Origin of the sequence: Levilactobacillus namurensis, from assembly GCF_032197885.1 — a bacterium.
In the GTDB taxonomy this organism is placed as follows: domain Bacteria; phylum Bacillota; class Bacilli; order Lactobacillales; family Lactobacillaceae; genus Levilactobacillus; species Levilactobacillus namurensis_A.
Genome location: NZ_CP134159.1, coordinates 2,285,976 through 2,310,558 on the forward strand (window position 1 = coordinate 2,285,976; position 24,583 = coordinate 2,310,558).

Below are 24,583 nucleotides of genomic sequence, written 5' to 3' on the forward strand. Positions count from 1 at the left end.
GGTGTTCTCGGTTTAATTATCTTAATAATTAAAGGAAAATAATTGATAGTATCTAGTTTTCAAAGAACAAGTTTGAGGGTAGACCCCTCAAAACTGACCATTGTTTCAACAAAGTATGTGTAGCCTCCGTATATTCCTTAGAAAGGAGGTGATCCAGCCGCAGGTTCTCCTACGGCTACCTTGTTACGACTTCACCCTAATCATCTGTCCCACCTTAGACGGCTGGCTCCAAAAGGTTACCTCACCGGCTTTGGGTGTTACAAACTCTCATGGTGTGACGGGCGGTGTGTACAAGGCCCGGGAACGTATTCACCGCGGCATGCTGATCCGCGATTACTAGCGATTCCAACTTCATGTAGGCGAGTTGCAGCCTGCAATCCGAACTGAGAACGGCTTTAAGAGATTAGCTTAGCCTCGCGACTTTGCGACTCGTTGTACCGTCCATTGTAGCACGTGTGTAGCCCAGGTCATAAGGGGCATGATGATTTGACGTCATCCCCACCTTCCTCCGGTTTGTCACCGGCAGTCTCACCAGAGTGCCCAACTGAATGCTGGCAACTGATAATAAGGGTTGCGCTCGTTGCGGGACTTAACCCAACATCTCACGACACGAGCTGACGACAACCATGCACCACCTGTCATTCTGTCCCCGAAGGGAACGTCTTATCTCTAAGATTGGCAGAAGATGTCAAGACCTGGTAAGGTTCTTCGCGTAGCTTCGAATTAAACCACATGCTCCACCGCTTGTGCGGGCCCCCGTCAATTCCTTTGAGTTTCAACCTTGCGGTCGTACTCCCCAGGCGGAGTGCTTAATGCGTTAGCTGCGGCACTGAAGGGCGGAAACCCTCCAACACCTAGCACTCATCGTTTACGGCATGGACTACCAGGGTATCTAATCCTGTTCGCTACCCATGCTTTCGAGCCTCAGCGTCAGTTGCAGACTAGACAGCCGCCTTCGCCACTGGTGTTCTTCCATATATCTACGCATTCCACCGCTACACATGGAGTTCCACTGTCCTCTTCTGCACTCAAGTTCCCCAGTTTCCGATGCACTTCTTCGGTTAAGCCGAAGGCTTTCACATCAGACTTAAGAAACCGCCTGCGCTCGCTTTACGCCCAATAAATCCGGACAACGCTTGCCACCTACGTATTACCGCGGCTGCTGGCACGTAGTTAGCCGTGGCTTTCTGGTTGAATACCGTCACGATGTCAACAGTTACTCTGACACCCGTTCTTCTTCAACAACAGAGTTTTACGAGCCGAAACCCTTCTTCACTCACGCGGCATTGCTCCATCAGACTTGCGTCCATTGTGGAAGATTCCCTACTGCTGCCTCCCGTAGGAGTCTGGGCCGTGTCTCAGTCCCAATGTGGCCGATTACCCTCTCAGGTCGGCTACGCATCATCGCCTTGGTGAGCCGTTACCCCACCAACAAGCTAATGCGCCGCGGAACCATCCAGAAGTGATAGCCGAAGCCACCTTTCAAACAAAAACCATGCGGTTTTTGTTGTTATACGGTATTAGCACCTGTTTCCAAGTGTTATCCCCTGCTTCTGGGCAGGTTTTCCACGTGTTACTCACCAGTTCGCCACTCGTTCCAATGTTGAAATCAGTGCAAGCACGTCAATCAACGGGAACTCGTTCGACTTGCATGTATTAGGCATGCCGCCAGCGTTCGTCCTGAGCCAGGATCAAACTCTCATCTTAAAGATGATAAGCTCGAATAGCTCATCGATTGTTGTTACATTTTTAAAGCGAATTGACTTCGCAAATATTGCTTTGGGTTTGAATCTAAAATTCAAACCGCCCTACACATATTTGGTTTGTCGAAACAATGTTCAGTTTTCAAAGGTCTACCAAGTTGTTAACTCTCGTCAACAGCTTAATCATCATAACATCTTATAGTTATGATGTCAACAAGAAGTTTGATTTAACAACGTTTCTCGTTGAGTCGTCATCGCCAAGCGACAACTTAATTAATATAACATTTCGTTATCATCTCTGTCAACAACTAATTTCAATCTTTCAAATTGGTCTAGTTGGTGATTTGCGATGACAACGTATATAACTATACCAACCCAGACTGATGACGTCAACTAAAACTTCAAAAAAGTTTCAAGACTCCCTCAATCCACACTACCTAAGACGTTAACTGCGTAAAATCCAACGGGTCTCCCGCTAACCGCAACAACTCCAGCTTACCATAATAGTAGCCTTGTCGCAGTGGAATCCCAAACCGGTCACTCAACGCGGCCCCGTCCGCCGTTTCGATGCCTTCCAAGATTGAGCGCTGATCGTACTCGCGGCTGATGGCGTGCCAGACCCGCAGCTTCTCTTGAATCTGGGGATCTTGGATACCCACCCGAAAGTTCTGGAGCGCAAACTTCATCTCCGACGCTAACGGCAGGAAGTCTCGAATGCTCTGGTAATCATTATTCCCCGTTCCCACGTCATCCAAGGACACCTGCATCCCGTGTTCCACGAACCGTCGCAACTGCGGGATCACCGCAGTATCCGCAAAGGTCTTGGCGCTCGTCTCTTCCGTCAGCTCCACAGTCAGCTTAGCCGGATACAGTTGCTTTTGACTCTGCAGGATGGCCTGAACCATCTGCGTATCCATCAACTGTTCACGATTGACGTTCACGGAAACGTATTGGACCTTCAAGCCTAAAATCTTGGTGGTTGCCACCAGTAACCGCGACATCACCGCTAAATCAACTTGCAAAAAGGAAGCCGGCACACGCCATCCCGCTTCAGTCCACTGCTTCAAGAGCAATTCATAGCCAAAAATGGACTGCGTTCGGACATCAATCTGTGGTTGCACAAAGTAACGATAAATTTTTTCCAAAATCCCCATCACCTTTTATCGGGTTATCTATAACCCCATTTTACATCTTATTAAAAAGAAGTATACTCTAATTGAAGGATTAATTTAAATCGTAAATGTTTTAACCATTATTAAGAAAGCCTAGGTGAACTATTTGAAGATTATCATTGTCGGCTGTACCCATGCGGGGATCGCCGCCATTAAACAGTGCTTAAAATATACCCCTGATGCGGAGATCACCGTCTATGAACGCCATGCGGATATTTCCTATCTTTCTTGTGGGACTTATCTGCACTTAGGTGGGACCGTTAAAAACCTCGACGCCGTCTTCTACGCCGATCCAGCCGACTTCACCCAGCAAGGTGTGCACATGAACCTACAAACGGACGTCATCAAAATCGACGCCCAGCAACATACCCTACTGGTTCAAGATCTCCAAACCAAACAATTCAGTCACGACCACTACGACAAGCTGATCATGGCTACGGGGTCCGCCACCAAGATTCCCGTCATCACGGGCATCGAGAACCCCAAAGTCATGCTCTGCAAGACCTGTGACCAAGCGCATCACCTGTACGCCGCCGCTCAGACCCACCACCGAATCGGCATCTTAGGCGGCGGGTACACCGGCGTGGAACTCGCCGAAGGCTACATCCGCTCCGGCCACGACGTCACCCTCTTTCAGCGTAACGACCAACTCCTCAACACCTACATGGACCCCGTCATGGCTCAGAAAGTCCAACGCCTGCTCCAAGCCAAGGGTGTCCAAGTCGTCACCGGCGCCGACGTCACGCGCTTCGATGAGACCGCCACGGGATTGACCGTCACCACGACCCAAGCCACCTACGAAGTGGACATGGTCGCCGTCTGCCCCGGGATTCTCCCCCAGTCAGGCCTCTTGAAGGGCCAAGTCCGGCTCAGCAAGAACGGCGCCATCATCACCAACGCTTATATGGAAACTTCCGACCCCGACATCCTCGCGGCCGGCGACGTTACGGAAGTCCGGTACAACCCGACGCTCCACACCACCTACATTCCGCTAGCCTCCCACGCGATTCGCCAAGGCGCCCTAGCCGGCATGAACGTGGCTCAGCACCGGCTCAAATCCATTGGGACTCAAGCCACGACCGGGATGTTGCTGTTCAACCAAACTGTAGCCTGCACCGGTCTGACCTTAGCGGCGGCTCAGGCCGCGGGCTACAACGCACGTACGGCATTCTACCAAGGCAACTACCGTCCCGACTTCATGCCGACCACGGCCCCCGTGACCATCGAACTGGTCTACGACCGCACCAGCCGGCGAATCTTGGGCGCGCAACTCATGAGTGCCCACGAAGTCGCCCAATCGGCCAACACGGTCTCGGTCCTGATTCAAAACAACAACACCATCGACCAGATGGCCTTCGTGGATATGCTCTTCTCCCCGAACTTCGACGAACCCTTTAACTACCTGAACCTGGTCGCCCAACTCGCGGTCGACCAAGAGGATGGATTCGCCAGTCGACAAGCTTAACGACTTTTAAACACCCCAATCAGGACGCCTACACCGGTCAACCGGTCGCGGCGTCCTTTTTGCTTGCCCGCCTTTTTGCTAGCTAACCAAAAAAGCTCTGTAAAGCCGTCTTGGTTTTACAGAGCTCATCTTAATCTGTCTTAATCCTTAATCGCTGACCCGGGCTAAGAAGTACCGCTTCTTCCCCCGCCGAACGATCACGAACTTCCCATCGAACGCTGCTGATGGGTCGATCTCGGCGTCAGTATCCGTGACCTTTTCACCGTTGATCCGGATGGCCCCGTTAGTGACGTCTTCCCGAGCTTGCCGCCGGGATGATTCAATCTTAGTCGTGTCCACTAACCATTCGACGATGCCCTGCTTAGCAGAGGTAACCGTCACGGATGGCATGTTCTTGAACCCTTGTTCAATTTCGCTAGCCGTCAGTTCCGCGACATCCCCGGAGAACAGCGCCTTGGTAATGTGTTGCGCTTCGACCACGGCGTCCTTTCCGTGAACGAATTCCGTAACTTCTTCAGCCAACCGTTTCTGCGCTTCCCGCTTTTCAGGGTGCGTCGCCACGGCTTCGGCTAACCGGTCGATTTCAGCTTGATCCAAGAAAGTGAAGTACTTCAAGAACTTCACCACGTCCCGGTCATCCGTGTTAATCCAGAATTGGTAGAAGTCGTAAGGCGAGGTCTTTTCCGGATTCAACCAGACGTTGCCGCCTTCGGACTTACCGAACTTGGTCCCATCCGCCTTCAACAGCAACGGAATCGTCAGCCCATAGACCTTCGCATCGGCGCCTTCTTGCCGGTGAATCAGGTCGATACCGGACGTGATGTTGCCCCATTGGTCGGCCCCACCAATCTGGAGTTGGACGTCTTCATGTTGGTAGAGGTGCAAGAAATCAATGGATTGCAGAATCTGGTAGGTGAATTCCGTGTAGGAAATTCCCACTTCCAGCCGTGACGCCACGATTTCCTTGTTCAACATAGTGTTAACGTTGAACAACTTCCCGTAGTCCCGTAAGAAATCCAGTAAGGACAGCTTGGACAACCAATCGTAGTTGTTCACAATCTTAAAGCTACCATCCTGACCAAAGAGGTGTTCCATCTGCTTAGTCAGGCATTCCTGGTTATGCCGGACTTGGTCCATGGTCTGCAGGACCCGTTCGGACTTCTTACCAGAAGGGTCCCCAATCGACCCCGTGGCCCCACCGATCACAATGTATGGCCGGTGTCCCGCCAACTGGAACCGCTTGAGGATCATGAAGGGAATCAGATGTCCGATGTGCATCGAGTCCCCCGTGGGGTCGATGCCGGCATACAGTCCCACCTTTTTTTCGTTGACCAATTCGGCCAATCCGGCTTCATCCGTCTGCTGGTTAACCGCCCCGCGCCACTTTAGTTCATCAATAATTGACATTTGCTAATCCTCCTATTTATCACAACAAAAAAGTCCCCAACGGTCCAAAGACCATCAGGGACGAATTAAACAATCCGCGTTACCACCCAAGTTGCTGCCCTGATCAGGCAACCGCTCGTCATCGTTAACGGAATGACCCGCTGGACGATACCAGCCGCTCCACAGCGTAATTCATGCTACCGGACGTTCTAACTCACAGCACCGTTAGATCTCTGGACCGACGCCGGGCACACTACTCAACTGCTTCTTCGCTTATGACTCTGATATTACCGGCAGAATCGCGAAAAGTCAATGCCTGGTTAGAATAAGTCGGCGACCGTCCCCCAGATAATCTGCAGGTTCAGGATCGTTAAGACAATCGAACTGGTCCACGCGAGTACCGTGACCCACGGCTTATTCGCATAATCCCCCATGATCTTCTTCGACGACGTGAAAATCGTCAGCGGAATCATCGAGAACGGCAACGCGATCGACAGGAACACCTGGGAATTGACCAACAAGCGGTCCAGGGCCTGTTCACTTCCCCCGTAAATCAGGGTACAGATGATCACTGGCGCTACCGAGAGTAGCCGCGTGACCAACCGTCGGACCCACATTGGAATCTTCAGGTTGATGAACCCTTCCATAATCACCTGTCCCGTCAAGGTTCCCGTAATCGTGGAGTTCTGTCCGGAGGCTAGGAGGGCCGTCGCAAAGAGCGTCGAGAGAAACGGTGACGCCACCGCACCAGCCAAATGGTTATCCTGCAAGGCGTTATACAGTTGACTGAAGGTTCCCAATTGGTCAGCGTCCTTTCCGAAGAACAGCGCCGCACCCAAGAGTAACAGCAAGCAGTTGATCACGAAAGCCCCTACTAACTGGATATTGGAATCCCAAGTCGTAAACTTCACGGCCCGGCGCATTTCCGCCGGATCGTTCCGGTCGAACTTCCGGGTCTGAGCAATCGACGAATGTAAGTACAGGTTGTGGGGCATGACCGTCGCCCCCACGATTCCCAGGGCCATGGTCAGTTGCCCCGGATGGACGATCTGCGGCTGGGGGATAAAGTTCGCCATAGCCTGACCCATGTTAGGTTGGGCAATCACCACTTCGTAGGCGAAGACCACCAGAATCACCGTAATCAAGCAGACCACGATGGCTTCGATCTTCCGAAATCCTAATTTTGTCAACAATAATAGAAGTAAAACGTCAAAAACGGTCAGCGCGACCCCGATAATCAGCGGAATCCCAAAAAGTAATTGAAGGGCAATCGCGCCCCCAATCACCTCAGCAATGTCCGTGGCCATGATGGCGAGCTCCGTCATCACCCACAGAACAAACCCCACTTTCTTGGTGGTATGCGCCCGCGTTGCCTGGGCCAGATCCATCTGCGTCACAATGCCCAGTTTAGCCGCCATGTATTGGAGCAACATCGCAATCAAACTGGAAATCAAGATCACCGACATCAACAGGTACCCGTACTTCGCACCCCCGCCGATCGACGTGACCCAGTTCCCCGGGTCCATATACCCCACGGCTACCAAGGCCCCCGGCCCCGAAAAGGCAATCAAGTTCTTGAAGAACCCCTTTTCTTTAGGGATGGCTACCGTCCCGTTAATTTCTTCTAATGACGGGCCGTTCGCGTAACCGGTATCCGCTGCGGCTTGACCCGGTCGTTCTTTCGTTGAAACGTTGTCTGTCATTTTGATTCACACTCCCCTATCTTTTGTGTCCCATCATTATACCGGACCACTGGGGGCTGTAAAGCAATTTTTCACCACCCCTAACTTTATTTTCGATTCATCTATTAAATTAATTGGCCATCAAATACGCAACGTTGGTGGCAACTCGGCATTTCCCAGACCGAACCGTCCCGTGCTAGGGTGCGTCTGGGAAATCAAAATCAACGGCAAAATCACCACCTTTTTGAAACAGCCCCCGTCTACTGGTTGCCTTGGGCCGTACGTGTCAGCAAGGCAGATTGTAGCAATCATCCGCCTTACCGGTTGGGCCTGAAGAGGCTGGAGCGTGATGAGCACAACGTAAGCCCTGAAAACCCCAGGTCTTCAAGCTCGGCCTTTGGGTAATCCGGGAAAGAACCCCGAATAACCCAAACGACACCACTGAGCCTCTTCAGGCCCAACCTCACGGCTAAATTGAGCGTATCAAAAATGGTGTTTCCTAGCGCTTGAAATTGAAAATACCAACGTGTGGAATGATTAGAACCAAATGATCAGGTGTAAATCTTATTAGACCTTGAGTCCGTGGTAAGAATCACCATCTATTCAGTTGGCTTGCACCATAGCTACAAACAGTTAATGAGCTTATTCATACCAGCCACCGCTACAGTCCGTTGCCAAACCATGTTCTGCTATGATTACACGACTGTAAGCCGAGAGGACGGCCAGACCAGGCTCAGCCGTGAAATTTTCCTTGGTGAGTGTTCCTTAGATTGCCTAGGAAAAGGCCCAACTTCGAGACCGCTTTGTGGCTCGAAGTGGTGCCCACGGCGTTCCAGCCTTGTCTGGCTGTCCGGTAAGGCGGATGACCATCACAGCGGTAATTAATTTATCATCACAGACTCGAAGTCCAGAGGGGGATGTCCAATTTTCAGCGCCACATAGGCCACGGCCATTCAAAAGAGCTCTGTAAAACCAGCTTGGTTTTTACAGAGCCCATCTTAGTCTGTCTACTTTTTAACTGTCCGACAATTCCTCGCTGGTCGGCGTATCCGCAGTGGCTGCCAGCTGGGTCAACGCCCGATGCAGGGTCGCCGGCAACTGCTGGCGAATCACCTGTAACTGGGCCTGGCCCCGCGACGTCCGCGTCGCAGAAAAACCCAACTTCTGGGCCACCTGCGCCACCGATAGCCGCTCCGTCGCGACGTATCCGATCACCTGACATTGGGGCAGGTTCAGGCTCAGGTCGGCCAACGGTTGATTGTAGCACTGGGTCACGAACCCGTAAATCGCCATGACCTTATTCAAATCATCCTGTACTGCCATCCAGACCCACTCCAATTCGTTTAAAATGTATACGCTTACATCTAGTATACTACGTCATTCCCGATGACGTAGCCTGAATCTTAGTCGGAATGTTGAAAATCCAGCGCAAAGAGGGATAAGTCGTGATGCCGCAGCGTCTTGATCAACCGGTCCAGGTTCTCACCGTACTCCAATTCCTTAATCCAATGGAACGTCTCCAGGTGGTGTTCCTGGGCGAACTGGTACGCTAAGTCATCCACCCCGTAAATCACCAGGTAGTTCGCCCGGCGCTGCGGGTCAATCGCCAGCTGGTCACACAGAATCTGCAGATGCACGATGCCCCCCAACAACCGGTTAAAGACGTCCGTGGTGACCCCGACCATGTCGTAGGAGACCAGGATTTCAACTTTAGCCGCCGTCAGGTTCAACCCGTTGGTGTACTTGCTCAGGTACCCCTGAACCAACCGCAAATCACTACTGGTAATCAACTGTGGATAGAGTCGTGCCATACTGGTCGTCAGTGCGGCCGCGGCGGCCGTGGATTCCTTGGTCGCCCGGTACAGCGTCGTAATTTCAGGCCGCAATAGCGGGTCCACGCGAAACAGCATCATAAACTGACATAAGGCGAATAACCAGTTGGCAAACCAGTTACGCCCCTCAGCATAATCCGTTAACTCGACGACTCCGGGGGCCAATTGGTAGTCCCCGACCCGCTGCTGCAACCCGCGGTACAGACGTTTCAAGCTATCTGGCCGCAACGCCCGAACAAAGTACGGCGAACTGGTCAGCAAGTAATCCAGCGTCGCCAGTTGTGTCAGCACCTTCTTGGGCGAGTCTCCCAGTTGAAGCTGAAAGTTACGGGCCAACTCCCGTAGATCCGTGAGGTGCGCCAGCGGTAACCGCAACGGCGCGTACCGGTGCCCCTGCGCTAACCGCAACAACGAAATCGTGATCAACAATTCCCGGTGCTGCGCTAACCCCGGCGAATCACAGTAGAGCTGACTTCCTGTGTAGGTGGTCCGAATCGCCGTGGCCAACGGCCGGTACTGCAACGGCACCTTTGGCAGCTCCGCCAACGTGGTCATCGTCGTGGTAAACAGGGTCAGATACAGTAGTTGAATCAGCGCTTCATTCCCCGTCAGCTGCAACGGATTCGTGGTTAATTCCAGCTGATACTGGGCCAACTGCTCACGCATCGGCCGCATCCGCCGGTTGAACGTTGAGAGACTAATCTGGTGTTGGGCACAGACGTCTTGGGCCCGCTTCTCCGGGGACGCCAACGTGGTCAGAATCGCCTGATACGGAATACTGTTCACGTATAGCCAGTGCCGGTACGCATCCGGCGTCACATCCGTCTCCAAATGGTCCTTGGTCAGCTTGGTCGCCGGCGCCAGTTCTAGCAGGTCCGCCCGCAGATTCAACAGCACATGGTAGGCCTGCGAATAGCTTTCCGACGTATCGGTCGCAAAATCGGCCAAGTTAAAATGGCCCCCCTGATCATTAATAAATGTTAATAACCGAATCTTGCGCGTCGCCTTAGGCGTTAACATCGCAAAATCAATCTTCACATGACTCACTCCCCCGTGATAATTAGACAGCCCCCGGCCACCGGGCCGAGGGCTGACACAGTCTCCACGCGTTTAGGCGACGTCCGTGACCGTGGCGTGCTGGACATCCAGCGCCGTCAACGTCTCCTTCAAAACGATTCGTGGATCATCATACCGAATAGACGGTAAGACGCTACTCAGGTAATTGCCGGTCAATCGTCCTGCGACGATTTCCGGTGCCACATGGACTTCTCGGCCGTCATTCAAAATCAATGTCACCCGTTTGCCTGCTGCTAACCGTCCAACTAGTGGTAACGTTTCAACCTTTTGGACCATTCAATCACCTTCCTATGCGTTTTTCTATACCTATTTTAACACGTCATTTCCAAATCCGACCGTCTAGTTACTCAACAACGTACCCACCCTGAAAACCGTTCGTGTGCAAAAGTTTACGTTTTTCTTATTATTTTTGCGGACCGCATTTTGCGAAGCGTTTTCCATGCTATGCTCTATGCCGGACTGGTTGAGACTATCGACATTTAACATTCAAGTAGGGGGAGAGAGACATACCATGTGGCTTAGCAATTTAAATACCTTTTTCGTCATCGGCTACCCAATCTTCGTATCCGTTATCTGGATCACGGGTAGTTTATTTTTCGGCCTTTTTCGGCGTCAACAGCGCCAGCGGCGAACCCGCCTAACACCGCAGACGGCCCCGTTCGTTTCCATCCTGGTCCCGGCACACAACGAGACCGCAACACTGGAGTCGGCCGTCTATTCACTGGCCAAACTGGACTACCCGCACTACGAAGTCATCCTCATCGATGACGCCAGTACGGACGCCACCTTGGCCATGATGCAGCGCCTGAAAAAACACTGGGCAGCAACGTTAGCCCTAACCATCGTCGCGTTGCCCGTCAACCAAGGGAAGGCCAACGCCTTAAATCAGGGGTATCAGGTCGCCCAGGGGGATTACTTAATGGCCATCGACGCCGATTCACTCTTGGCGCCCGATGCCGTCAGTCAACTGGTGACGACGCTCGCCGAAAATCCACGCTACGGGGCAGTTACGGGGAAGCCCGTAGTGCGGAACCGCACTAGTCTACTGGGGCGCTTACAGTTACTGGAATACGTGGCCGTGATCGACCTGATCAAGAAGGCCCAATCCTATCTGACCGGCAACATCACCACGGTCTCCGGGGTTCTAGTGGCGTTTCGCCGCGAAGCCTTAGACGCCGTGGGCGGGTGGAATCCGGACGTCTTAACCGAAGACATCGACATCACCTGGCGCCTGTACCGGCACCACTGGCGCGTGGCCTACGAACCACAAGCCATCTGCTGGATCCTGGTACCCGAGCGGATGCGGGGGCTGATCAAGCAACGGCAACGCTGGGCCCGGGGCGGCTTAGAAGTCCTGGTCACCAACTGGCGCGGGCTGTTCACGGCCCCCATCGGCCAACGGTGGCTGCTCGCGGAGTCCGTTATCAGTAACATCTGGGCCACGCTGACCGCTTTTGGAATGCTGGCCTACGGATTTCAACTTCTGTTCTTGCACAGCCTATCGTTAGATGGTAACCTGTTGGTTCTGATGTTTATCCTAAACGGCATCCAGTTCACCATTGGGTTCTTCGCGTCCCAATATACCGCCCAGCTTAAGGGGCCGGAACTACTGCTCGTTCCAATCTACGTTTTGTATTACTGGCTCATCAACCTGGTGAGTTGCCTGCTGGCCATTGGCTCTTATCTGGTCAACCCGCAGCGAACCGGGACTTGGCGGAGTCCAGATCGGGGGTTATAAATCGTGCAAAAACGGGAGAAGTTTGCACCAATCATTCGCCGGCAGACCAGCTGGCGCAGTCGGAGTACACGAGGCCTAGTCCTCGTGGCATTATGGGGATTCATCGCTTTAGTGGTCTTAGCCAACATCGGGTTCAGTCTGGGCTGGTACAGTGATTCACTGGTCAGCCTCTACCTCTTGTTCAACCTCAAGGTCCACGGCGATAATCAATTGTTAGTCTTTATCGGGTGGTTAATCGTCCTGACCCCAGTCTATTGTGGCTGGCGCTGGTACCGCCTCAGTCACCACAAGGGAGGTCGCTCATGAGCCACCGCTTACGTCGGAACTTGTTGTTGACCGCAGTCTTAGCGGTCATCGTCGGGGTCGGCTGGACGGTCCGCAAACAGGCCGTTCAAGAGTCCGCCATGCGCGAGAGTTACGCGCTGCCCAAGACCTACCAGCAGATGCGCAACGGTATCATGGTCCTGTGTTACCACCGGATTCTGGGCGACAACGTCCCGACCAAGGTCATTCGCGACCTATCACCGAACTCTCAGCTGCACGAATTCAACGTCCCAGCTGACCAGTTCGCCCAACAGATGAAATACTTACACGACCACCACGTCAAGGTCATCACTTCAGACCAGATGGCGCGGATGGTCCACCATCACCAGCCTATTCGCGGAAAATACGCCGTTCTGAGCTTTGACGACATCGACCGGACCGTGATCGACCACGCCGTTCCCGTGATGAATCGCTACAAGTTCCCCTTCACCGCCTTCATTATTACGGGGAATACCGGTGAATACCGGGAAGGCACCCAGCTGGCGACCTGGTCACAGATCAACGCCGCCCGGAAGACCACTCACGGTCGGATGGAACTGGGCCTGCACACCCACGACATGCACCACTTGAACGCCCACATGCAACCCGTGTTCATGCAACCCCACTTCTACGGCAAGTTCCAACGGGACTTCGCCCAGTCTAAGCGGGATCTGGTGCGGCACACGGGCGTCCGGGCCAACTCGTTCGCCTTTCCATACGGCGCCGGAACGGACCAGATCAACCGATTCCTGGCCCAACAAAAGCTGGCTTGGGTGGCCACCCTCGATACGGGACTGGTCACCGACGACACCGACCTCAACGAAACACCGCGGGTCATCGTCAACCACGAAAGTTGGCCGTCCATCGCGCACTGGTTCCAGTCGTCCGATTCGTAACCGACCGGCCACTTCCACCGGGGGGCGAGTTCTAGAACTCGCGTTAATGGTCATCAAGATAAACCAAAAGAACCGTCTATCACCCGGAACTTTCCCTGGTGACAGACGGTTCTTTTCATCTCCACAGCAACCCTGAACCTCTCGTAGATTCGGTCGTCTTTTTTCTGACCAGAACCGATCTGGTCCTCAACTAACCGCCGGCACTCGTGCAGGTCATCCCCCCTAGCCGCTGACCTGCACAATAGCTTCTAAAAACAGCCTGACCCCCGCGCAAGGAAGCGGGGATCAGGCTGTTTATCATAACGGTTTAAGTTTACCCTCACAGGTAACGTCATGTCTTCAGACCCCGGTAACCACCGGACACTCGCCGATAGGATGCGTAGTCCCAGTCGTGAATATCGTCGTAATTGGCCGTGATCTGTTTTAGAAACGGTTTAAAAACTAATTGGTGACCAGAAACTCAAAGGACCTCTGCCACAACCGTTCTGGTTTAAGCTCTAATCCTTATTTTCTACCGGTGCGGCTGCCGGGTGCGTCAAGCGCATCCCCAGACCGTAGATGACCGCCGTGATGATCATCGCGATAAACGTCGCGCCAATCGTGGTCGAGATGACTGTGACCTGCTTCAGGCCCCAGTACGCCACGACCCCCAAGAGCCAGCTGGCCACGGCGACCCAGTTGATCCCCCGGGTGTACCAGTAAGCCCCGCGAACCTTAGTGAACTCGGCCAACCGGTACTGCTTCCCCTTCAAGAAGAAGTAGTCGACCAAGAAGACCGCAATCTCGGGTCCCAGGAACATCCCAATACCATCTAAGAACGCCTCGAAAACGTCCAAGAAGCTGGCCAGGTAGACCGGAATGAAGGTGACCGCCGCCGCAACTAAGGTCACGATCCAGAGACTGACGTTTAACGACAGCTGGTGAACCATGTTCGTCAGCGCCGACCCGGCCGACATCAGGTTGACCGCATTAGCCGTGGTACTGGTCAAGACGATGACTAAGAGGGCCAAGACCCCCAGCCCCAACTTCGCCGCTACCGTACTAGGGTCAGAGTTGTTCGGGTCGAAGTGGTTCAGCGTGACCGCCGTACCAATCGTGGCGAACAGGCCGATAAAGGCGAACCAGAACAGGCCGAAGTTCGCGCCCAAGAAACTGAAGGTCGTCGCCGCTGACTTCTTCGCCGTGAAGCGACTGAAGTCCGAGGCCGCCGTGACCCAAGCCAGGTTGAAGGCGGCTAAGGTGTCGGCCGCAACGCCGGAAGACATCCGTAAGTTGTGGGGCGGCTGCCAAGTCAGGATATCCCTGAACGAGACCATCCGGAAGACCACGACGGATTCCCAGACCACGAAGATGACCACCAGGACGATCCCAATCCGTTCGATCAACCGCACGGAACGTTCCCCTAGTGAAATACTCAATAAATGCAAGACACTCATGATGACGATTCCGATAATCAACCCGAAGTTACCGCCCGCTTTCCCGTAAACGGGCCAGCCAAAGAGTTCCCCAAAGATGTAGCTAATGGACGTTGCGGCGATAAACGTGTTCACGGCCGCCCAGCCGATGAACTGCACCACGTTGATGATCGACGGAATAAAGCTCCCGCGCAACCCAAACGATGCCCGGGTCAGCGCCATGGCGGGCAACCCCGTCCGGTAACCCATTTCACTGGCTAACGCCAATAAGAGGTACGACACCAAGCCCACGATGATCAAGGTCGTCGACGCAGTGACCAGCCCGCAAGCCGCAATCACACCCCCGCCGATGTACCAGGTCCCGTTATTGGCGTTGGCCCCAATCCAAGTCGCAAATAAATCCCAGTTCGTCATGCGCCGATTCTTGCGCGGAATCGACTCGACGTGACCAAACGTTGTCGCCGTTGGTTTCGCTGTCGTTGCTTTTACCTCTTGTGCCATGCTGATTCACCTTTCTTAAGTTGTCAATCTGTTACAAGATTTCCCCAACAAAATCGCCTTGTGGCAAGGTGTTAAAATCATACGTCGCGAAATCCGCGACCTGCTTGGTGTAGTAGTGGAGGCTTTCGGTCACCATCAAGTTGACGCCCTCCGCCTTTTCCTGCAAAGCCAGGATCGGCATGTCGCGCATCGTGGCGACCCCTAATTCGTAAGCGGTCCCGGAATCAATGTTCTGCGCTTCGAAGTCCAAGACCGTCACGATAACGTCAGCCGCAGCGATTTGCGTCATGTCCCGGTGGTAGATCTCCGTCGCCCATTCCTTGGTGAACTGTTCAGCCTGGGCGTCCTGATGTAACCGCGGAGAGTAGAAGTCCTTGACCGTCGGGTTGGCGGTCAGGGCTTGTTCCAACCGGGTCACCCGGTCGACTTGCTCGGGACTAAAGAACGGACTTGCAACGTAGATTTGTGCCATGAAAAAATGCCTCCAAAGTTTTGAGTTTCAACCAGCTAGCCACGAAAAAAGCGGCCGAATTCCGCAAGAATGTCGGCCGCTAGCCGCCAGAAAAATTTCCAGCTTCTACCGTACCTTTGTTAGTCTCACGGGACTAATTTAAAAGGACTATTTGGTTGTTAGAACGTATTATACGGACTCCCTCGCTGGTCGTCAATCCTCATTTCTTTGATAGCGTTTTCCGTTAAACGTTATACGTCCCTCATTTCTGGTCACTGGCGGATTTTCCGCTTTTTCGCACCAGTCCCTTAGTTGTCAAGGGCCCGCTAGCTTGCTACACTTAAACTATTCAGGAGAGGAGCAAAATCAGTCATGCATACCACCAAGTCCTTACCACCGCGCATTAAACGTATCTGGGGTTACAGTGCCCTGGGCAGCCTACTAGCCCTCTTAGTCATCACGGGATTGCTCTGGTTAGCCCACCAGTTCTGGCACTGGACCCCCTGGTTAGCCGTTCTCGGAGCCATCCTGACGGTCATCGAACCCGTCATTGAATTCGCTCTAATTCCCTACCGTTACCGCTTCAGCCGCTACCAGATCACCCCGACCGCCGTAGAGATGCAGTCTGGTTGGCTCTTCAAGAAGCGCCTGGCCATCCCGATTGCCCGGGTCCAAAACGTCACGCTAAACGCCGGACCCCTACTTCAGTGGCAACACCTGACGCAGGTCACGGTCGCCACGGCTGCGACCAGCCACACCATCGAAGGCCTCGAGCTCCCCGTGGCCCAGCAGTTGCGAGACCAAATCATGCAGCTGGCTCAGGAGGCGCGCCATGACCCAGCCTAAGCACACGCACCCCTTAGGGTATCTCCAACAAACTGCTAAACAACTCAAAGAATACTGGTTCCTCATCCTACTGGCCCTCTGGCAGTGGGGCAACCTCTCGGCGTTCTGGCGGCTCATCATGGTGCTTGCCCTGGTGACCTGGCTACTGGTCTGGCCCCTATTGCAGTGGCTGACCCTGACCTACTTGATCGAACCCACCGCCGTGGTGGTCAACTCCGGTATCTTTATCCGACACCACCAGCACATCCCCTATTCTCGAATTCAGACTGTCCAGCGAAAACAGTGGTTCTACCTTCGACCGTTTCACCTCGAAGCCCTCCAGATTGAGACCGCTGGCCACCAAGACGACGAACCGGAAGTCCGGTTACCGGCGGTTCCCACCACCGTCGCCGACACCCTCAACGCGTACCGTTTCGATCTTCCACTGACTACCGATTCAGTTCCCGCGACCGCGCAAGCTGCGCCGGAAACAGCCACCCCGGGCTTACCGGACATCCGTCAACGCTACGTCACCGATTCCCACAGCATGGTCCTGTTCGCTTTGACCGGGACCGGCATCATCCCGCTGGCCCTGGTCCTACTGACCCTTTACGGCAAGTTACCGCATCAGTGGACCGACTCGTTAATCAGTGACGCTGCCCACTGGGCCGTTCCACTGATCATCGGCGGCGTCATTCTGGTCCTACTAGTGGCCTGGCTGGGAGCCTTCGCCTGGATCCTGATTCGCTACTACCACTTCACTCTCACCCGAACCAGCAGTCAGTTACAGGTCGCCAAGGGGCTCTTCCAGCGCAACACCATCACAGCGCCGCTGGCCCGAGTGCAAGCCGTTCGGTGCAAACAAACCATCCTGCGCCAATGGCTTCACCTCCAAACGGTCCAAGTCCTGCTGGCCTCCAAGGCAGCAACCGATGACGACAACGACGACTTGGTCATCCTACCAGCCATCGTTCAAAGTCACCTCTACACCACCCTCAACCCGTTCATTGACTGGACGCCCCCGATGGCCCCACGCCTGACCCAGCTCATCGTGCCCCGTCCGGCGCGCTGGCTGCTCAGCCGCAATGCCGTCCTAGTCGTAATCTTACCCGTTCTGGTCGTGGGGTGGCTCTGGCAACCCTGGGGTTGGCTCAGTGCGCTATTGATTCCCCTTGCCATCTTGCAGGGGCAATACGCCGCCCGTAACACCGCCGGCAGCCTGTTGACGCACCAGTTGCTGGTCCTCCAGACGGGCCACTTCTGGACTCGGGAGACGTTCTTCGTCCGCAAGGCTCAGATTCAATCCCTCCGGGTCACCTGGTCGGTCTGGATGCAAAAGCGCCAACTCGCCCACCTGACCGTCAACATCCGCCATGGTAATCACAACCAAGAGATCACGCTACGCTACATCAGTGCCAAGCAAGCGGAACGGCTTTATCAGTGGTACAAAGCCTAATCTCCGGGCACACCGAAAAGGGGCACCGTCCAACAAACTGGACGGTGCCCCTTTTCGACCGCTAGTTGTTCCCCAACACCCAGCGGCTCCCCATGACGCAATTGGTTATGACCCTACTCCTGCGTCACATTTAACAAGTTATCTTATGCCTACTCTCTCTGGCCATCATCATTGCTAAACTGTCGGTCGTTACTTGGCCACGCAATCGAGTTGGTTCCCCAACTCATGGCTCATCTAAGATAGTAGCACGAAATGGTCCGAACGCTGTTAAAGAAATGGTAAAGTCGTTCAACGGCTAAACTACCGTTCCTTACGCATGGCGTTGCCGCCAGTCCTCTAACCAGTGTGGGCGCCACAACCAGCCGTAGCCGAAGAGCGCCGTTAAGACGAAGGTCCAAACCCCTGCCGCTAGGTCCGTCCCATTGATGGTGAACAGCGCCGTCATGTAGACTACGAAGACCAGGTACAACGGTAAGCGCAACTTAGGGAATAACAGGTACTCCCCGTTATGCTCCAGGGAGAGGCGGCCGAACAGACCGGCGCCCCAGACCCACAGAATCAGACTAGCCGCTAACCAGAGTCCCACGGCTAACCAATCTCGTTGGGCGTTGGTCCAATGGTGTAGCAGCCCCTGGATGATGTTGGCAACCCCAATCAACGAGATGGTAAACCCGCCAATAGTCACCATCAATGGCCCAGTCTGGCCCACAATCAACGCGGCAAACCAGCTTAGGGCAAACATTCCTAGTGACATCGCTAGTCCTAGGGCCCACGAAGTCAGCACACCCGGCCAAGCCAAGTTGAGGGTGACGCCATGCGGGACGTGCAGCCAGTAGATCAGGTACTGTTCCAGCGTCGTAATCACCGCCACCGCTACTAACCCCACCAGGCTCATGCCCAGCTTGGTCCAATAGATCACCGAACGGCGGTAGCCGCTGGCGAATAAGAACTGGTTAAAGTTCTCCGTGCGATCCAGCAGCATTAAAAACAAGCCGCCCAACCAGAACACGAAGACCAACCAGTACGAATACAGCGAAAAAGTTGCGTTGGCACTACCCAGGTAGGGCTCCCAGCGGTGAATTTGGTTCCCGAATAGGGTGTCGGTCGCCGACAAATTCCAGGTCGTTACGTTCAATAACGCCAGGATCAAGCCCATAACCAGTGAAATCGCCAGTAACGCCCAGAAGCGTTGCCGATACCGTTGCCAGAAAAGCGCTAGTAAGTGTTTTGTCATCAGTTCGCCCCCTATTTCTCAATCCCAGTATGCCGCCGGCGCCACCACTCCAAGGGGTGCGGCCGCCAGAGCCAAAGGTACCCAAAGACCACGAAAGCGGCATAGATCAAGGTCATGGGTGACCAGGCCACGTGGTTGCCCACGAAAATCAGTCCCAGGTACACCACGTAAACCAGGAAGACCGGCCACCGCAGTCCCGCAAAGAGCAGGTAGTGCCCGTCATTTTCTAACGACAACCGCCGGTAAAGCCACGCGCCCCACGGCAACAAAATCACGATGGCCAGGAGCCACCCCAGAGCCAGGACGCCCGCCAAGCGCGCATCCGCTTGGGCGCTAACTGGTTGGGTCGGAAACCAGAGTCGTTCGATCACCGGCACCACCCCAAACAGGGATACCAGAAAACCGGCAACGGTGATGACCAATGGTCCGGTCTGACCCACAATCAGCGCGGCAAACCACCCAATGGTAAAGAAACCAACGGTCTGTAAGAAGCCGTACCCCCAACTAGTCAGTAGGCCGGGGAGCGCCAGATTAAACGTTTGTCCGGGCGCCAAGTGGCTCAGGTAGACGGCGTAGTGGATCACCGTCGTGACTAGGGCCATCGCCAAGAGGGTCCCGATGCCCAGCAAGGCTTTGTGCCAATAAATGGTGGTGCGCCGGTAGCCGCTCATGAAGAGGAAACCGTTGAAGTGGTCCTTGAGGTCCCCGTTCATCAGCAATAATCCGACTAGCAGGCCCATGAAGAGGAGGCCGCCCGGATACAGGGACAGACTCCCCATGGTGGCTTGCGTGTAGACGGTCCACTGGTGGATCTGGGCATCAAAGATGGCGCCCGTTAACTGGTGCGACCAACTGCCCGTCTCCGACCAGGCTAACCAGAATCCCAAGAGCACCGCAATCACGCCCAGCACCCCCATCCGGCGTCGGTAATGGAGCCACAGAAGTTGCATTAATGATGTTTGCATCTGCGCTGCCCCCTACTTCATCATCTGGTAACCCGTGTCCTGCGATAGGTTCGCTCGGAACAGGTCTTCCAAGGTCAGCGGCAATTCCTCGAAGAGTACCGGTTGTAACGCCCGCAGTTGGGCATCCAACTCATCCGTATATTCGGGGAAGGCCACGACCAAGACACGACCGGAGACCCGGATCAACTTACTGTTTTGCTTCAAGACTTCCGGAATCACTTTATCCTTGAAGACCAACTGGACCTTCTTGGCTGTAGCCCGCACGTCTTCGAGGTTATAATCGTGTGCTAAACGACTCTCCTTGAGGAGCAGGACCCGGTCGCTTAGTCCGTCTAGTTCGTTTAAGTCGTGCGACGAGATCAAGAAGCCCTTGGTCTGGTCGGCGACCTCGTCGATCACCATAGTCGCGATGTTCTCCCGTACGATGACGTCCAGGCCATCGAACGGTTCATCCAAGACGATGTAAGTCGCATTCGACGTCAGCGCCAAGATCACGTTGACCAACGCCCGCATCCCCTTGGACAGCCGGCGATACTGGTCGTTCAATTTTAGGTCAAAGCGCTGGAGCAACTTGACGTACCGGTCACGGTCAAAGTTCGTGTAGACCAACGCGTAGAAGTCGGGTAATTCCCGCAACCGATAATTGCCCATAAAGTTGTACTGGGTATCAATAAAGAATAAGTGCTGTTGAAATTGCGGTTCCGCTTGGAGGTCGTGGTCATCAATGGTGACCTGGCCACTATCGGCAACGTACTGGTTGGTCATGGTCCGAAAAAGGGTGGTCTTCCCGACCCCGTTACGGCCGACCAACCCCACGATTTCACCGGGTCGCCAGGTAAAATCAATCTCTTCAATAATCGGTCGGTGATCGATCGTTTTACTTAACTGGTTTACATGTAGCATTCAATCTTCCTCCTCATAGGCCGTTTTAATCCAGGATATCACGTCACTCGCCGGGACGCCCAAGTAACGAATCTCCGTTAACAGCGTCAATAGGCGTTGCTTAGAGGCCGTGATCTGGGCGGTGTTGTCTCCGGACGTTGTGGTGTCCCGGACGTAGGTCCCCTTGCCCCGAATGGTCATGATGACCTGCTGGGTCTCTAATTGCTTATAGGCCTTGCTGACTGTGTTGGGGTTCAATTGTTCCTGCCGCGCCATGTCACGCACGGACGGCAACCGGTCGCCGGGCTGCAGGATGCCCTGCACGATCTGTTGCTTGACGCGTAACACGAGTTGCTCGTAGTACGGCAGGCTGGATTCATCCCTAAGTTGCATGCCCTTCACCTCTCACTATCTGGGTTTTTCATGTGTTCTGTGTGTACTATTATACACAGTACACTCAAAAAAACAATTTGAATTTGCTAAGAATCCGTTACCTGACCCGCCAATCCGGGTGAACAGTGTTGCATCGAAACCAAAAAAGGCCTTTAATGGAAGCTTAGGAGGCGTTTCGTATGTCAAAGCAAACTGCACCCATTGGCGTCTTTGATTCTGGCGTCGGGGGGATCAGTACTCTCAGGACGCTGGCTCAGGCGTTGCCAAATGAGAATTTTATTTTCTACGGGGACTCCGCTAACGCCCCGTACGGTGAGAAGAGCTCCGAGCAGGTCTGCGTTCTGGCCAGCCAGGTCTTAGACCAACTCAAGCATCACCAGGTCAAGGCCGTGGTTATCGCGTGCAACACCGCAACCAGTGCGGCCAAGCAACAGTTGATGGTCGCCAATCCTGACCTGCCCATCTTAGGGATCGAGCCCGCCTTAAAGCAGGCCGTCGATGCGGGGCGCCACCACATCCTGGTGATGGCTACGCCGCTAACCATTAGTCTGCCTAAGTACCAGGCCCAGGTCGAGAAGTTCCAAGCCACCACCCAGATCTACTCGTTACCTTGCCCGGGATTGGCCGACACTATCGAGCTGGGACACGCGGGCTTGCCACGGATTCAGGCGCTGATCGACCAGCTGATGGCGGACGTCAAGACCCAGCCCATCGACGCCGTGGTTCTGGGGTGCACCCACTATCCTTTCGCCGCTGACTTAATTGCGGCCGAATTCGACCACCCCGTCCAGATCTACACGGGCTACGAAGGACTGGCCAAGAACCTGGTCCGGCACCTGACCGACCAAGACCTCTTGCGGACGGCCCCGAATACTGACCGGCAGATTGATTTTTACAGTAGCCGCAACACCCCGGAAGAACTAGCACTTTACCGCCACCTCTACCGCTACGGTCTCGACCAATAAGTTACTAAAAAGGGCTCCTGAAGCGTCACGATTGGTTATCGTGACCACTCAGGAGCCCTTTTAGTAACCCATTATTGTCGTGCGGAGACCACCAGACCCCCAATGGTCAGCAGGATGCCCAAAATGACCAGTGGCGTGATGGGTTCATGCAAGATCAGCCAAGCCGTGACCACCGTGACGACGGGAACCAGGTAGATGTAGATACTGGTCTTGACCGTCCCCAACTTTTTGACCGCGTAGGCCCAACTCAAGAAACACAGTGCCGAGGCTCCCAGTCCCAAGAACAGGAAGTTGACCAGGTTCTGCGACTGCAGAATCAGACCTAACTTGACCTGCCCGTGGGTCGCGAAGAAGACCGGCAAGATGAAGATGATTCCGTAGATGAAGGTCCGCCGGGTCACCTGGACCGGATTATGACCCAGGGTGTTCAGGTAGCTGACCACGTAAGAATACAGCGCCCAGATCAGCGCAGCCAATAGGGCCAAAACGTCCCCGGCGACGTTGATGTGGACCCCGCTGCCGTTCAACGAAATCAACGAGATTCCCGCCATAGACGCCACGAAGCCCAAGACAAAGTGCTTCGTCAGTCGTTGCCGTCCCAAAGCCGCCGCAATCAGGGCGATAAAGAGTGGCGAGGTCGAGACGATGACCCCGATGTTGGACGCGTAGGTGAAGGTCAACGCGATATTTTCAAACAAGTAATACAGGCAGATTCCCAGGAGACCAGCTGCTGCTAGAGCGCCCTCCTCCTTCCACGACGTAAATTTAAAGAACCGCGGATAGACCAGGAACAATCCGACTAGTCCAATCACGAAACGAATCAACAGAATCTCTAACGGGGCAAAATCCGTTAACAGAATCTTGGTGGAAATATAGGTGATTCCCCACAGAAAAATCGTCAGAAGCGCGACTAAGTGCCCCTTCAATAAGTGCTCACGTTGTTGCATACCCTTGTTTCAATCCCTTCTCAATCAAAATTTCTCTCTTAGGTCGAACGTGGGGCAAAGGCCCCAATCCCGGTCCTTTGTCCCACGTAAATGTTTCAATTTGCTTTCTTTTTACTAAACTGCGAGTCATCCGGCCCTAGCGGCCACCGGGGCCTTACCATTGTGCATAAATGACACAGCTAGCGTTGCCAGCAGTACCCATGTAAGCCGTGAGGACGGCCAGACAGGGCTCAGCCGTGAAATTTTCCTTGGTGAGCGTTCTTCAGCTCGCCTAGGAAAAGGCCCAGCTTCGAGACCGCTCTGTGGCTCGAAGTGGTGCCCACGGCGTTCCAGCCCTGTCTGGCCGTCCGGTAAGGCGCTGGCTAGCACCACCGTTTACTTTGAGTCCTAGTTCAGTGATGAATTGGCGCCGGCTTGGGCGGCTTGGCGGACCACTAGTTGGTTGTAGAACTTGGCGCGGGTCTGGTCGTAATACGGCATCACGAAGATGGCTGGAATGCCGAAGAACAGGCCGCTCAACATGAACCACAGAATGAAGCTCAGGTCCATGACGAACAAGAAGCCTTTATTGCCGTCCATCATGTGCCGCGAACGGGTAATCGCTTCGAGCACCGTGATGGGATGGCCCTGGTCATAAGCGTCCCGGTAGATGTAGAACGCTTGGGAGTATGAATAGGTCTTAATGATGCCGGGAATGAAGAGCAACCAGCTCCAGAAAAAGACAAAAATCCCAGCCAATAAGCTAATGCCGACCCAGCCCCAGAAGTAATGACTGTCCTCAAAGAGCTTGAAGCCGCGTTGCATCGGGTTGTCGAATTGGGCCGTTCCCCGGTCTAGATCAACCATGGTCAACTGCACCCCGGCCCGCAACATCAAGCTCACAATAACTAACAGTCCCGCAAAGGACATTGCCCCCGCAGAAGTTGCTAAACTATCGGTGCCCTCCAAGATGCGTTGGAGGCCACTAACATTCCGATCCGAAATCATTTCGCTGACCCAGTTCAAGGCCAGCCATAAGATGGCAAGTAAGAAATAAAATTTAAACTGGTCGAGAACCTGTTTCTTGGCCCCCGCCTTAAGATTAATGCGATCTGCCGCTGTCATGTGTCGTCCCCTTTTCTCGCGGTCTACCCGCGTCCTCAATACTCCCTAGTATACCGTGTTTTCCCGGGAAACTGGACCCTAATTTTGCCCCTTAATCATGTGAGAAAAACACCAATCCGATGAGCTTCCCCATGGAAGCGGTTGTCCCCGTCCCCAAAAATTGGTAAACTACAACGAGTGCTTAAAAAGAT

General features: G+C 54.1%; 21 protein-coding genes, 1 rRNA gene and 1 other annotated feature. Of the genes, 7 read left to right on the forward strand and 15 right to left on the reverse strand.

Features of this window, described 5'->3' with window-relative positions; genetic code table 11:
• Positions 1–141: 141 nt before the first annotated feature.
• A 16S ribosomal RNA gene (locus RIN67_RS10995) occupies positions 142–1,707 on the reverse strand.
• Between the two features lie 433 nt (positions 1,708–2,140).
• Complete coding sequence (locus RIN67_RS11000; RefSeq protein ID WP_313825870.1) at positions 2,141–2,848, reverse strand: EAL domain-containing protein; 708 nt, start codon at positions 2,846–2,848, stop codon at positions 2,141–2,143.
• Between the two features lie 133 nt (positions 2,849–2,981).
• On the opposite strand from RIN67_RS11000, the gene RIN67_RS11005 reads away from it, so the two are divergent.
• Complete coding sequence (locus RIN67_RS11005) at positions 2,982–4,340, forward strand: FAD-dependent oxidoreductase (RefSeq protein ID WP_265000336.1); 1,359 nt, start codon at positions 2,982–2,984, stop codon at positions 4,338–4,340.
• Between the two features lie 147 nt (positions 4,341–4,487).
• Here RIN67_RS11005 and tyrS read toward each other — a convergent pair whose 3' ends face one another.
• The 5 genes from tyrS to RIN67_RS11030 all read right to left on the reverse strand — a co-directional run bounded on the left by tyrS (position 4,488) and on the right by RIN67_RS11030 (position 10,593).
• The gene (gene tyrS / locus RIN67_RS11010; RefSeq protein WP_265000335.1) at positions 4,488–5,747 is read right to left on the reverse strand and encodes a tyrosine--tRNA ligase; all 1,260 of its coding nucleotides are present in this window, start codon (positions 5,745–5,747) and stop codon (positions 4,488–4,490) included.
• Between the two features lie 53 nt (positions 5,748–5,800).
• Positions 5,801–6,005 (reverse strand) — a binding site (T-box leader).
• A gap of 41 nt (positions 6,006–6,046) precedes the next feature.
• Complete coding sequence (locus tag RIN67_RS11015; protein ID WP_265000334.1) at positions 6,047–7,429, reverse strand: Nramp family divalent metal transporter; 1,383 nt, start codon at positions 7,427–7,429, stop codon at positions 6,047–6,049.
• Between the two features lie 993 nt (positions 7,430–8,422).
• On the reverse strand, positions 8,423–8,731 hold the full coding sequence (locus tag RIN67_RS11020) for a MarR family transcriptional regulator (protein ID WP_313872923.1): 309 nt from the start codon (positions 8,729–8,731) through the stop codon (positions 8,423–8,425).
• Positions 8,732–8,811: 80 nt separating this feature from the next.
• Positions 8,812–10,278 carry a helix-turn-helix domain-containing protein gene (locus tag RIN67_RS11025; protein WP_265000332.1) on the reverse strand — a complete coding sequence of 489 codons (1,467 nt, stop codon included), beginning with the start codon at positions 10,276–10,278 and terminating at the stop codon, positions 8,812–8,814.
• Positions 10,279–10,350: 72 nt separating this feature from the next.
• Positions 10,351–10,593, reverse strand: a complete 243-nt coding sequence (locus RIN67_RS11030) for a hypothetical protein (RefSeq protein ID WP_056944416.1) — start codon at positions 10,591–10,593, stop codon at positions 10,351–10,353.
• Between the two features lie 235 nt (positions 10,594–10,828).
• Here RIN67_RS11030 and RIN67_RS11035 point away from each other — a divergent pair, with 235 nt between their 5' ends.
• From RIN67_RS11035 to RIN67_RS11045, 3 genes are read left to right on the forward strand one after another with little or no spacing between them, the layout of a single operon-like run.
• Positions 10,829–12,055, forward strand: a complete 1,227-nt coding sequence (locus tag RIN67_RS11035) for a glycosyltransferase (RefSeq protein WP_265000331.1) — start codon at positions 10,829–10,831, stop codon at positions 12,053–12,055.
• A gap of 3 nt (positions 12,056–12,058) precedes the next feature.
• Positions 12,059–12,361 (forward strand): hypothetical protein, encoded by a 303-nt coding sequence (locus RIN67_RS11040; protein ID WP_024747559.1) that lies wholly within the window; start codon positions 12,059–12,061, stop codon positions 12,359–12,361.
• Positions 12,358–13,254 (forward strand): polysaccharide deacetylase family protein, encoded by an 897-nt coding sequence (locus tag RIN67_RS11045; RefSeq protein WP_265000330.1) that lies wholly within the window; start codon positions 12,358–12,360, stop codon positions 13,252–13,254. Before RIN67_RS11040 ends, RIN67_RS11045 begins: the two co-directional genes overlap by 4 nt.
• A gap of 497 nt (positions 13,255–13,751) precedes the next feature.
• Here RIN67_RS11045 and RIN67_RS11050 read toward each other — a convergent pair whose 3' ends face one another.
• On the reverse strand, positions 13,752–15,170 hold the full coding sequence (locus RIN67_RS11050) for a cytosine permease (protein WP_313825868.1): 1,419 nt from the start codon (positions 15,168–15,170) through the stop codon (positions 13,752–13,754).
• Between the two features lie 31 nt (positions 15,171–15,201).
• Entirely contained in the window at positions 15,202–15,642 is a 441-nt protein-coding gene (locus RIN67_RS11055) for a nucleoside 2-deoxyribosyltransferase (protein WP_024747556.1), read from the reverse strand.
• Between the two features lie 351 nt (positions 15,643–15,993).
• Here RIN67_RS11055 and RIN67_RS11060 point away from each other — a divergent pair, with 351 nt between their 5' ends.
• Both RIN67_RS11060 and RIN67_RS11065 read left to right on the forward strand, forming a co-directional pair.
• Positions 15,994–16,467, forward strand: coding sequence for a PH domain-containing protein (locus RIN67_RS11060; RefSeq protein WP_265000328.1), 474 nt, complete (start codon positions 15,994–15,996; stop codon positions 16,465–16,467).
• Positions 16,454–17,902: a PH domain-containing protein gene (locus tag RIN67_RS11065; protein ID WP_313825867.1), complete on the forward strand. Its 1,449-nt coding sequence runs from the start codon at positions 16,454–16,456 to the stop codon at positions 17,900–17,902. Before RIN67_RS11060 ends, RIN67_RS11065 begins: the two co-directional genes overlap by 14 nt.
• A 310-nt stretch (positions 17,903–18,212) precedes the next feature.
• Here the strand turns inward: RIN67_RS11065 and RIN67_RS11070 are convergent, their stop codons facing one another.
• Genes RIN67_RS11070 through RIN67_RS11085 form a run of 4 tightly spaced genes read right to left on the reverse strand, consistent with a single transcriptional unit; the run spans position 18,213 to position 21,376 of the window.
• The gene (locus tag RIN67_RS11070) at positions 18,213–19,136 is read right to left on the reverse strand and encodes an ABC transporter permease (protein ID WP_313825866.1); all 924 of its coding nucleotides are present in this window, start codon (positions 19,134–19,136) and stop codon (positions 18,213–18,215) included.
• Positions 19,137–19,147: 11 nt separating this feature from the next.
• Positions 19,148–20,101, reverse strand: coding sequence for an ABC transporter permease (locus RIN67_RS11075; RefSeq protein WP_313825865.1), 954 nt, complete (start codon positions 20,099–20,101; stop codon positions 19,148–19,150).
• Positions 20,102–20,113: 12 nt separating this feature from the next.
• A complete protein-coding gene (locus RIN67_RS11080) occupies positions 20,114–21,004 on the reverse strand; it encodes an ATP-binding cassette domain-containing protein (RefSeq protein ID WP_265000233.1) in 891 nt (296 codons plus the stop codon).
• Complete coding sequence (locus tag RIN67_RS11085; RefSeq protein WP_265000232.1) at positions 21,005–21,376, reverse strand: GntR family transcriptional regulator; 372 nt, start codon at positions 21,374–21,376, stop codon at positions 21,005–21,007.
• Between the two features lie 179 nt (positions 21,377–21,555).
• Here RIN67_RS11085 and murI point away from each other — a divergent pair, with 179 nt between their 5' ends.
• Positions 21,556–22,341, forward strand: a complete 786-nt coding sequence (gene murI, locus RIN67_RS11090) for a glutamate racemase (protein WP_107740147.1) — start codon at positions 21,556–21,558, stop codon at positions 22,339–22,341.
• 71 nt (positions 22,342–22,412) lie between these two features.
• Here murI and RIN67_RS11095 read toward each other — a convergent pair whose 3' ends face one another.
• Together RIN67_RS11095 and RIN67_RS11100 are read right to left on the reverse strand one after the other, a co-directional pair.
• Positions 22,413–23,288 (reverse strand): DMT family transporter, encoded by an 876-nt coding sequence (locus RIN67_RS11095; protein ID WP_265000231.1) that lies wholly within the window; start codon positions 23,286–23,288, stop codon positions 22,413–22,415.
• Positions 23,289–23,675: 387 nt separating this feature from the next.
• Entirely contained in the window at positions 23,676–24,392 is a 717-nt protein-coding gene (locus RIN67_RS11100) for a DUF975 family protein (protein WP_024747547.1), read from the reverse strand.
• Between the last annotated feature and the right edge of the window lie 191 nt (positions 24,393–24,583).

What these genes read in the sequence shown, in the direction of transcription:
- tyrS (WP_265000335.1), bottom strand. Translation starts at nt 5,747, where the DNA reads ATGTCAATTATTGATGAACTAAAGTGGCGCGGGGCGGTTAACCAGCAG.
- RIN67_RS11015 (WP_265000334.1), bottom strand. Translation starts at nt 7,429, where the DNA reads ATGACAGACAACGTTTCAACGAAAGAACGACCGGGTCAAGCCGCAGCG.
- RIN67_RS11020 (WP_313872923.1), bottom strand. Translation starts at nt 8,731, where the DNA reads ATGGCAGTACAGGATGATTTGAATAAGGTCATGGCGATTTACGGGTTC.
- RIN67_RS11030 (WP_056944416.1), bottom strand. Translation starts at nt 10,593, where the DNA reads ATGGTCCAAAAGGTTGAAACGTTACCACTAGTTGGACGGTTAGCAGCA.
- RIN67_RS11035 (WP_265000331.1), top strand. Translation starts at nt 10,829, where the DNA reads ATGTGGCTTAGCAATTTAAATACCTTTTTCGTCATCGGCTACCCAATC.
- RIN67_RS11045 (WP_265000330.1), top strand. Translation starts at nt 12,358, where the DNA reads ATGAGCCACCGCTTACGTCGGAACTTGTTGTTGACCGCAGTCTTAGCG.
- RIN67_RS11050 (WP_313825868.1), bottom strand. Translation starts at nt 15,170, where the DNA reads ATGGCACAAGAGGTAAAAGCAACGACAGCGAAACCAACGGCGACAACG.
- RIN67_RS11055 (WP_024747556.1), bottom strand. Translation starts at nt 15,642, where the DNA reads ATGGCACAAATCTACGTTGCAAGTCCGTTCTTTAGTCCCGAGCAAGTC.
- RIN67_RS11060 (WP_265000328.1), top strand. Translation starts at nt 15,994, where the DNA reads ATGCATACCACCAAGTCCTTACCACCGCGCATTAAACGTATCTGGGGT.
- RIN67_RS11065 (WP_313825867.1), top strand. Translation starts at nt 16,454, where the DNA reads ATGACCCAGCCTAAGCACACGCACCCCTTAGGGTATCTCCAACAAACT.
- RIN67_RS11070 (WP_313825866.1), bottom strand. Translation starts at nt 19,136, where the DNA reads ATGACAAAACACTTACTAGCGCTTTTCTGGCAACGGTATCGGCAACGC.
- RIN67_RS11075 (WP_313825865.1), bottom strand. Translation starts at nt 20,101, where the DNA reads ATGCAAACATCATTAATGCAACTTCTGTGGCTCCATTACCGACGCCGG.
- RIN67_RS11080 (WP_265000233.1), bottom strand. Translation starts at nt 21,004, where the DNA reads ATGCTACATGTAAACCAGTTAAGTAAAACGATCGATCACCGACCGATT.
- RIN67_RS11085 (WP_265000232.1), bottom strand. Translation starts at nt 21,376, where the DNA reads ATGCAACTTAGGGATGAATCCAGCCTGCCGTACTACGAGCAACTCGTG.
- murI (WP_107740147.1), top strand. Translation starts at nt 21,556, where the DNA reads ATGTCAAAGCAAACTGCACCCATTGGCGTCTTTGATTCTGGCGTCGGG.
- RIN67_RS11095 (WP_265000231.1), bottom strand. Translation starts at nt 23,288, where the DNA reads ATGCAACAACGTGAGCACTTATTGAAGGGGCACTTAGTCGCGCTTCTG.
- RIN67_RS11100 (WP_024747547.1), bottom strand. Translation starts at nt 24,392, where the DNA reads ATGACAGCGGCAGATCGCATTAATCTTAAGGCGGGGGCCAAGAAACAG.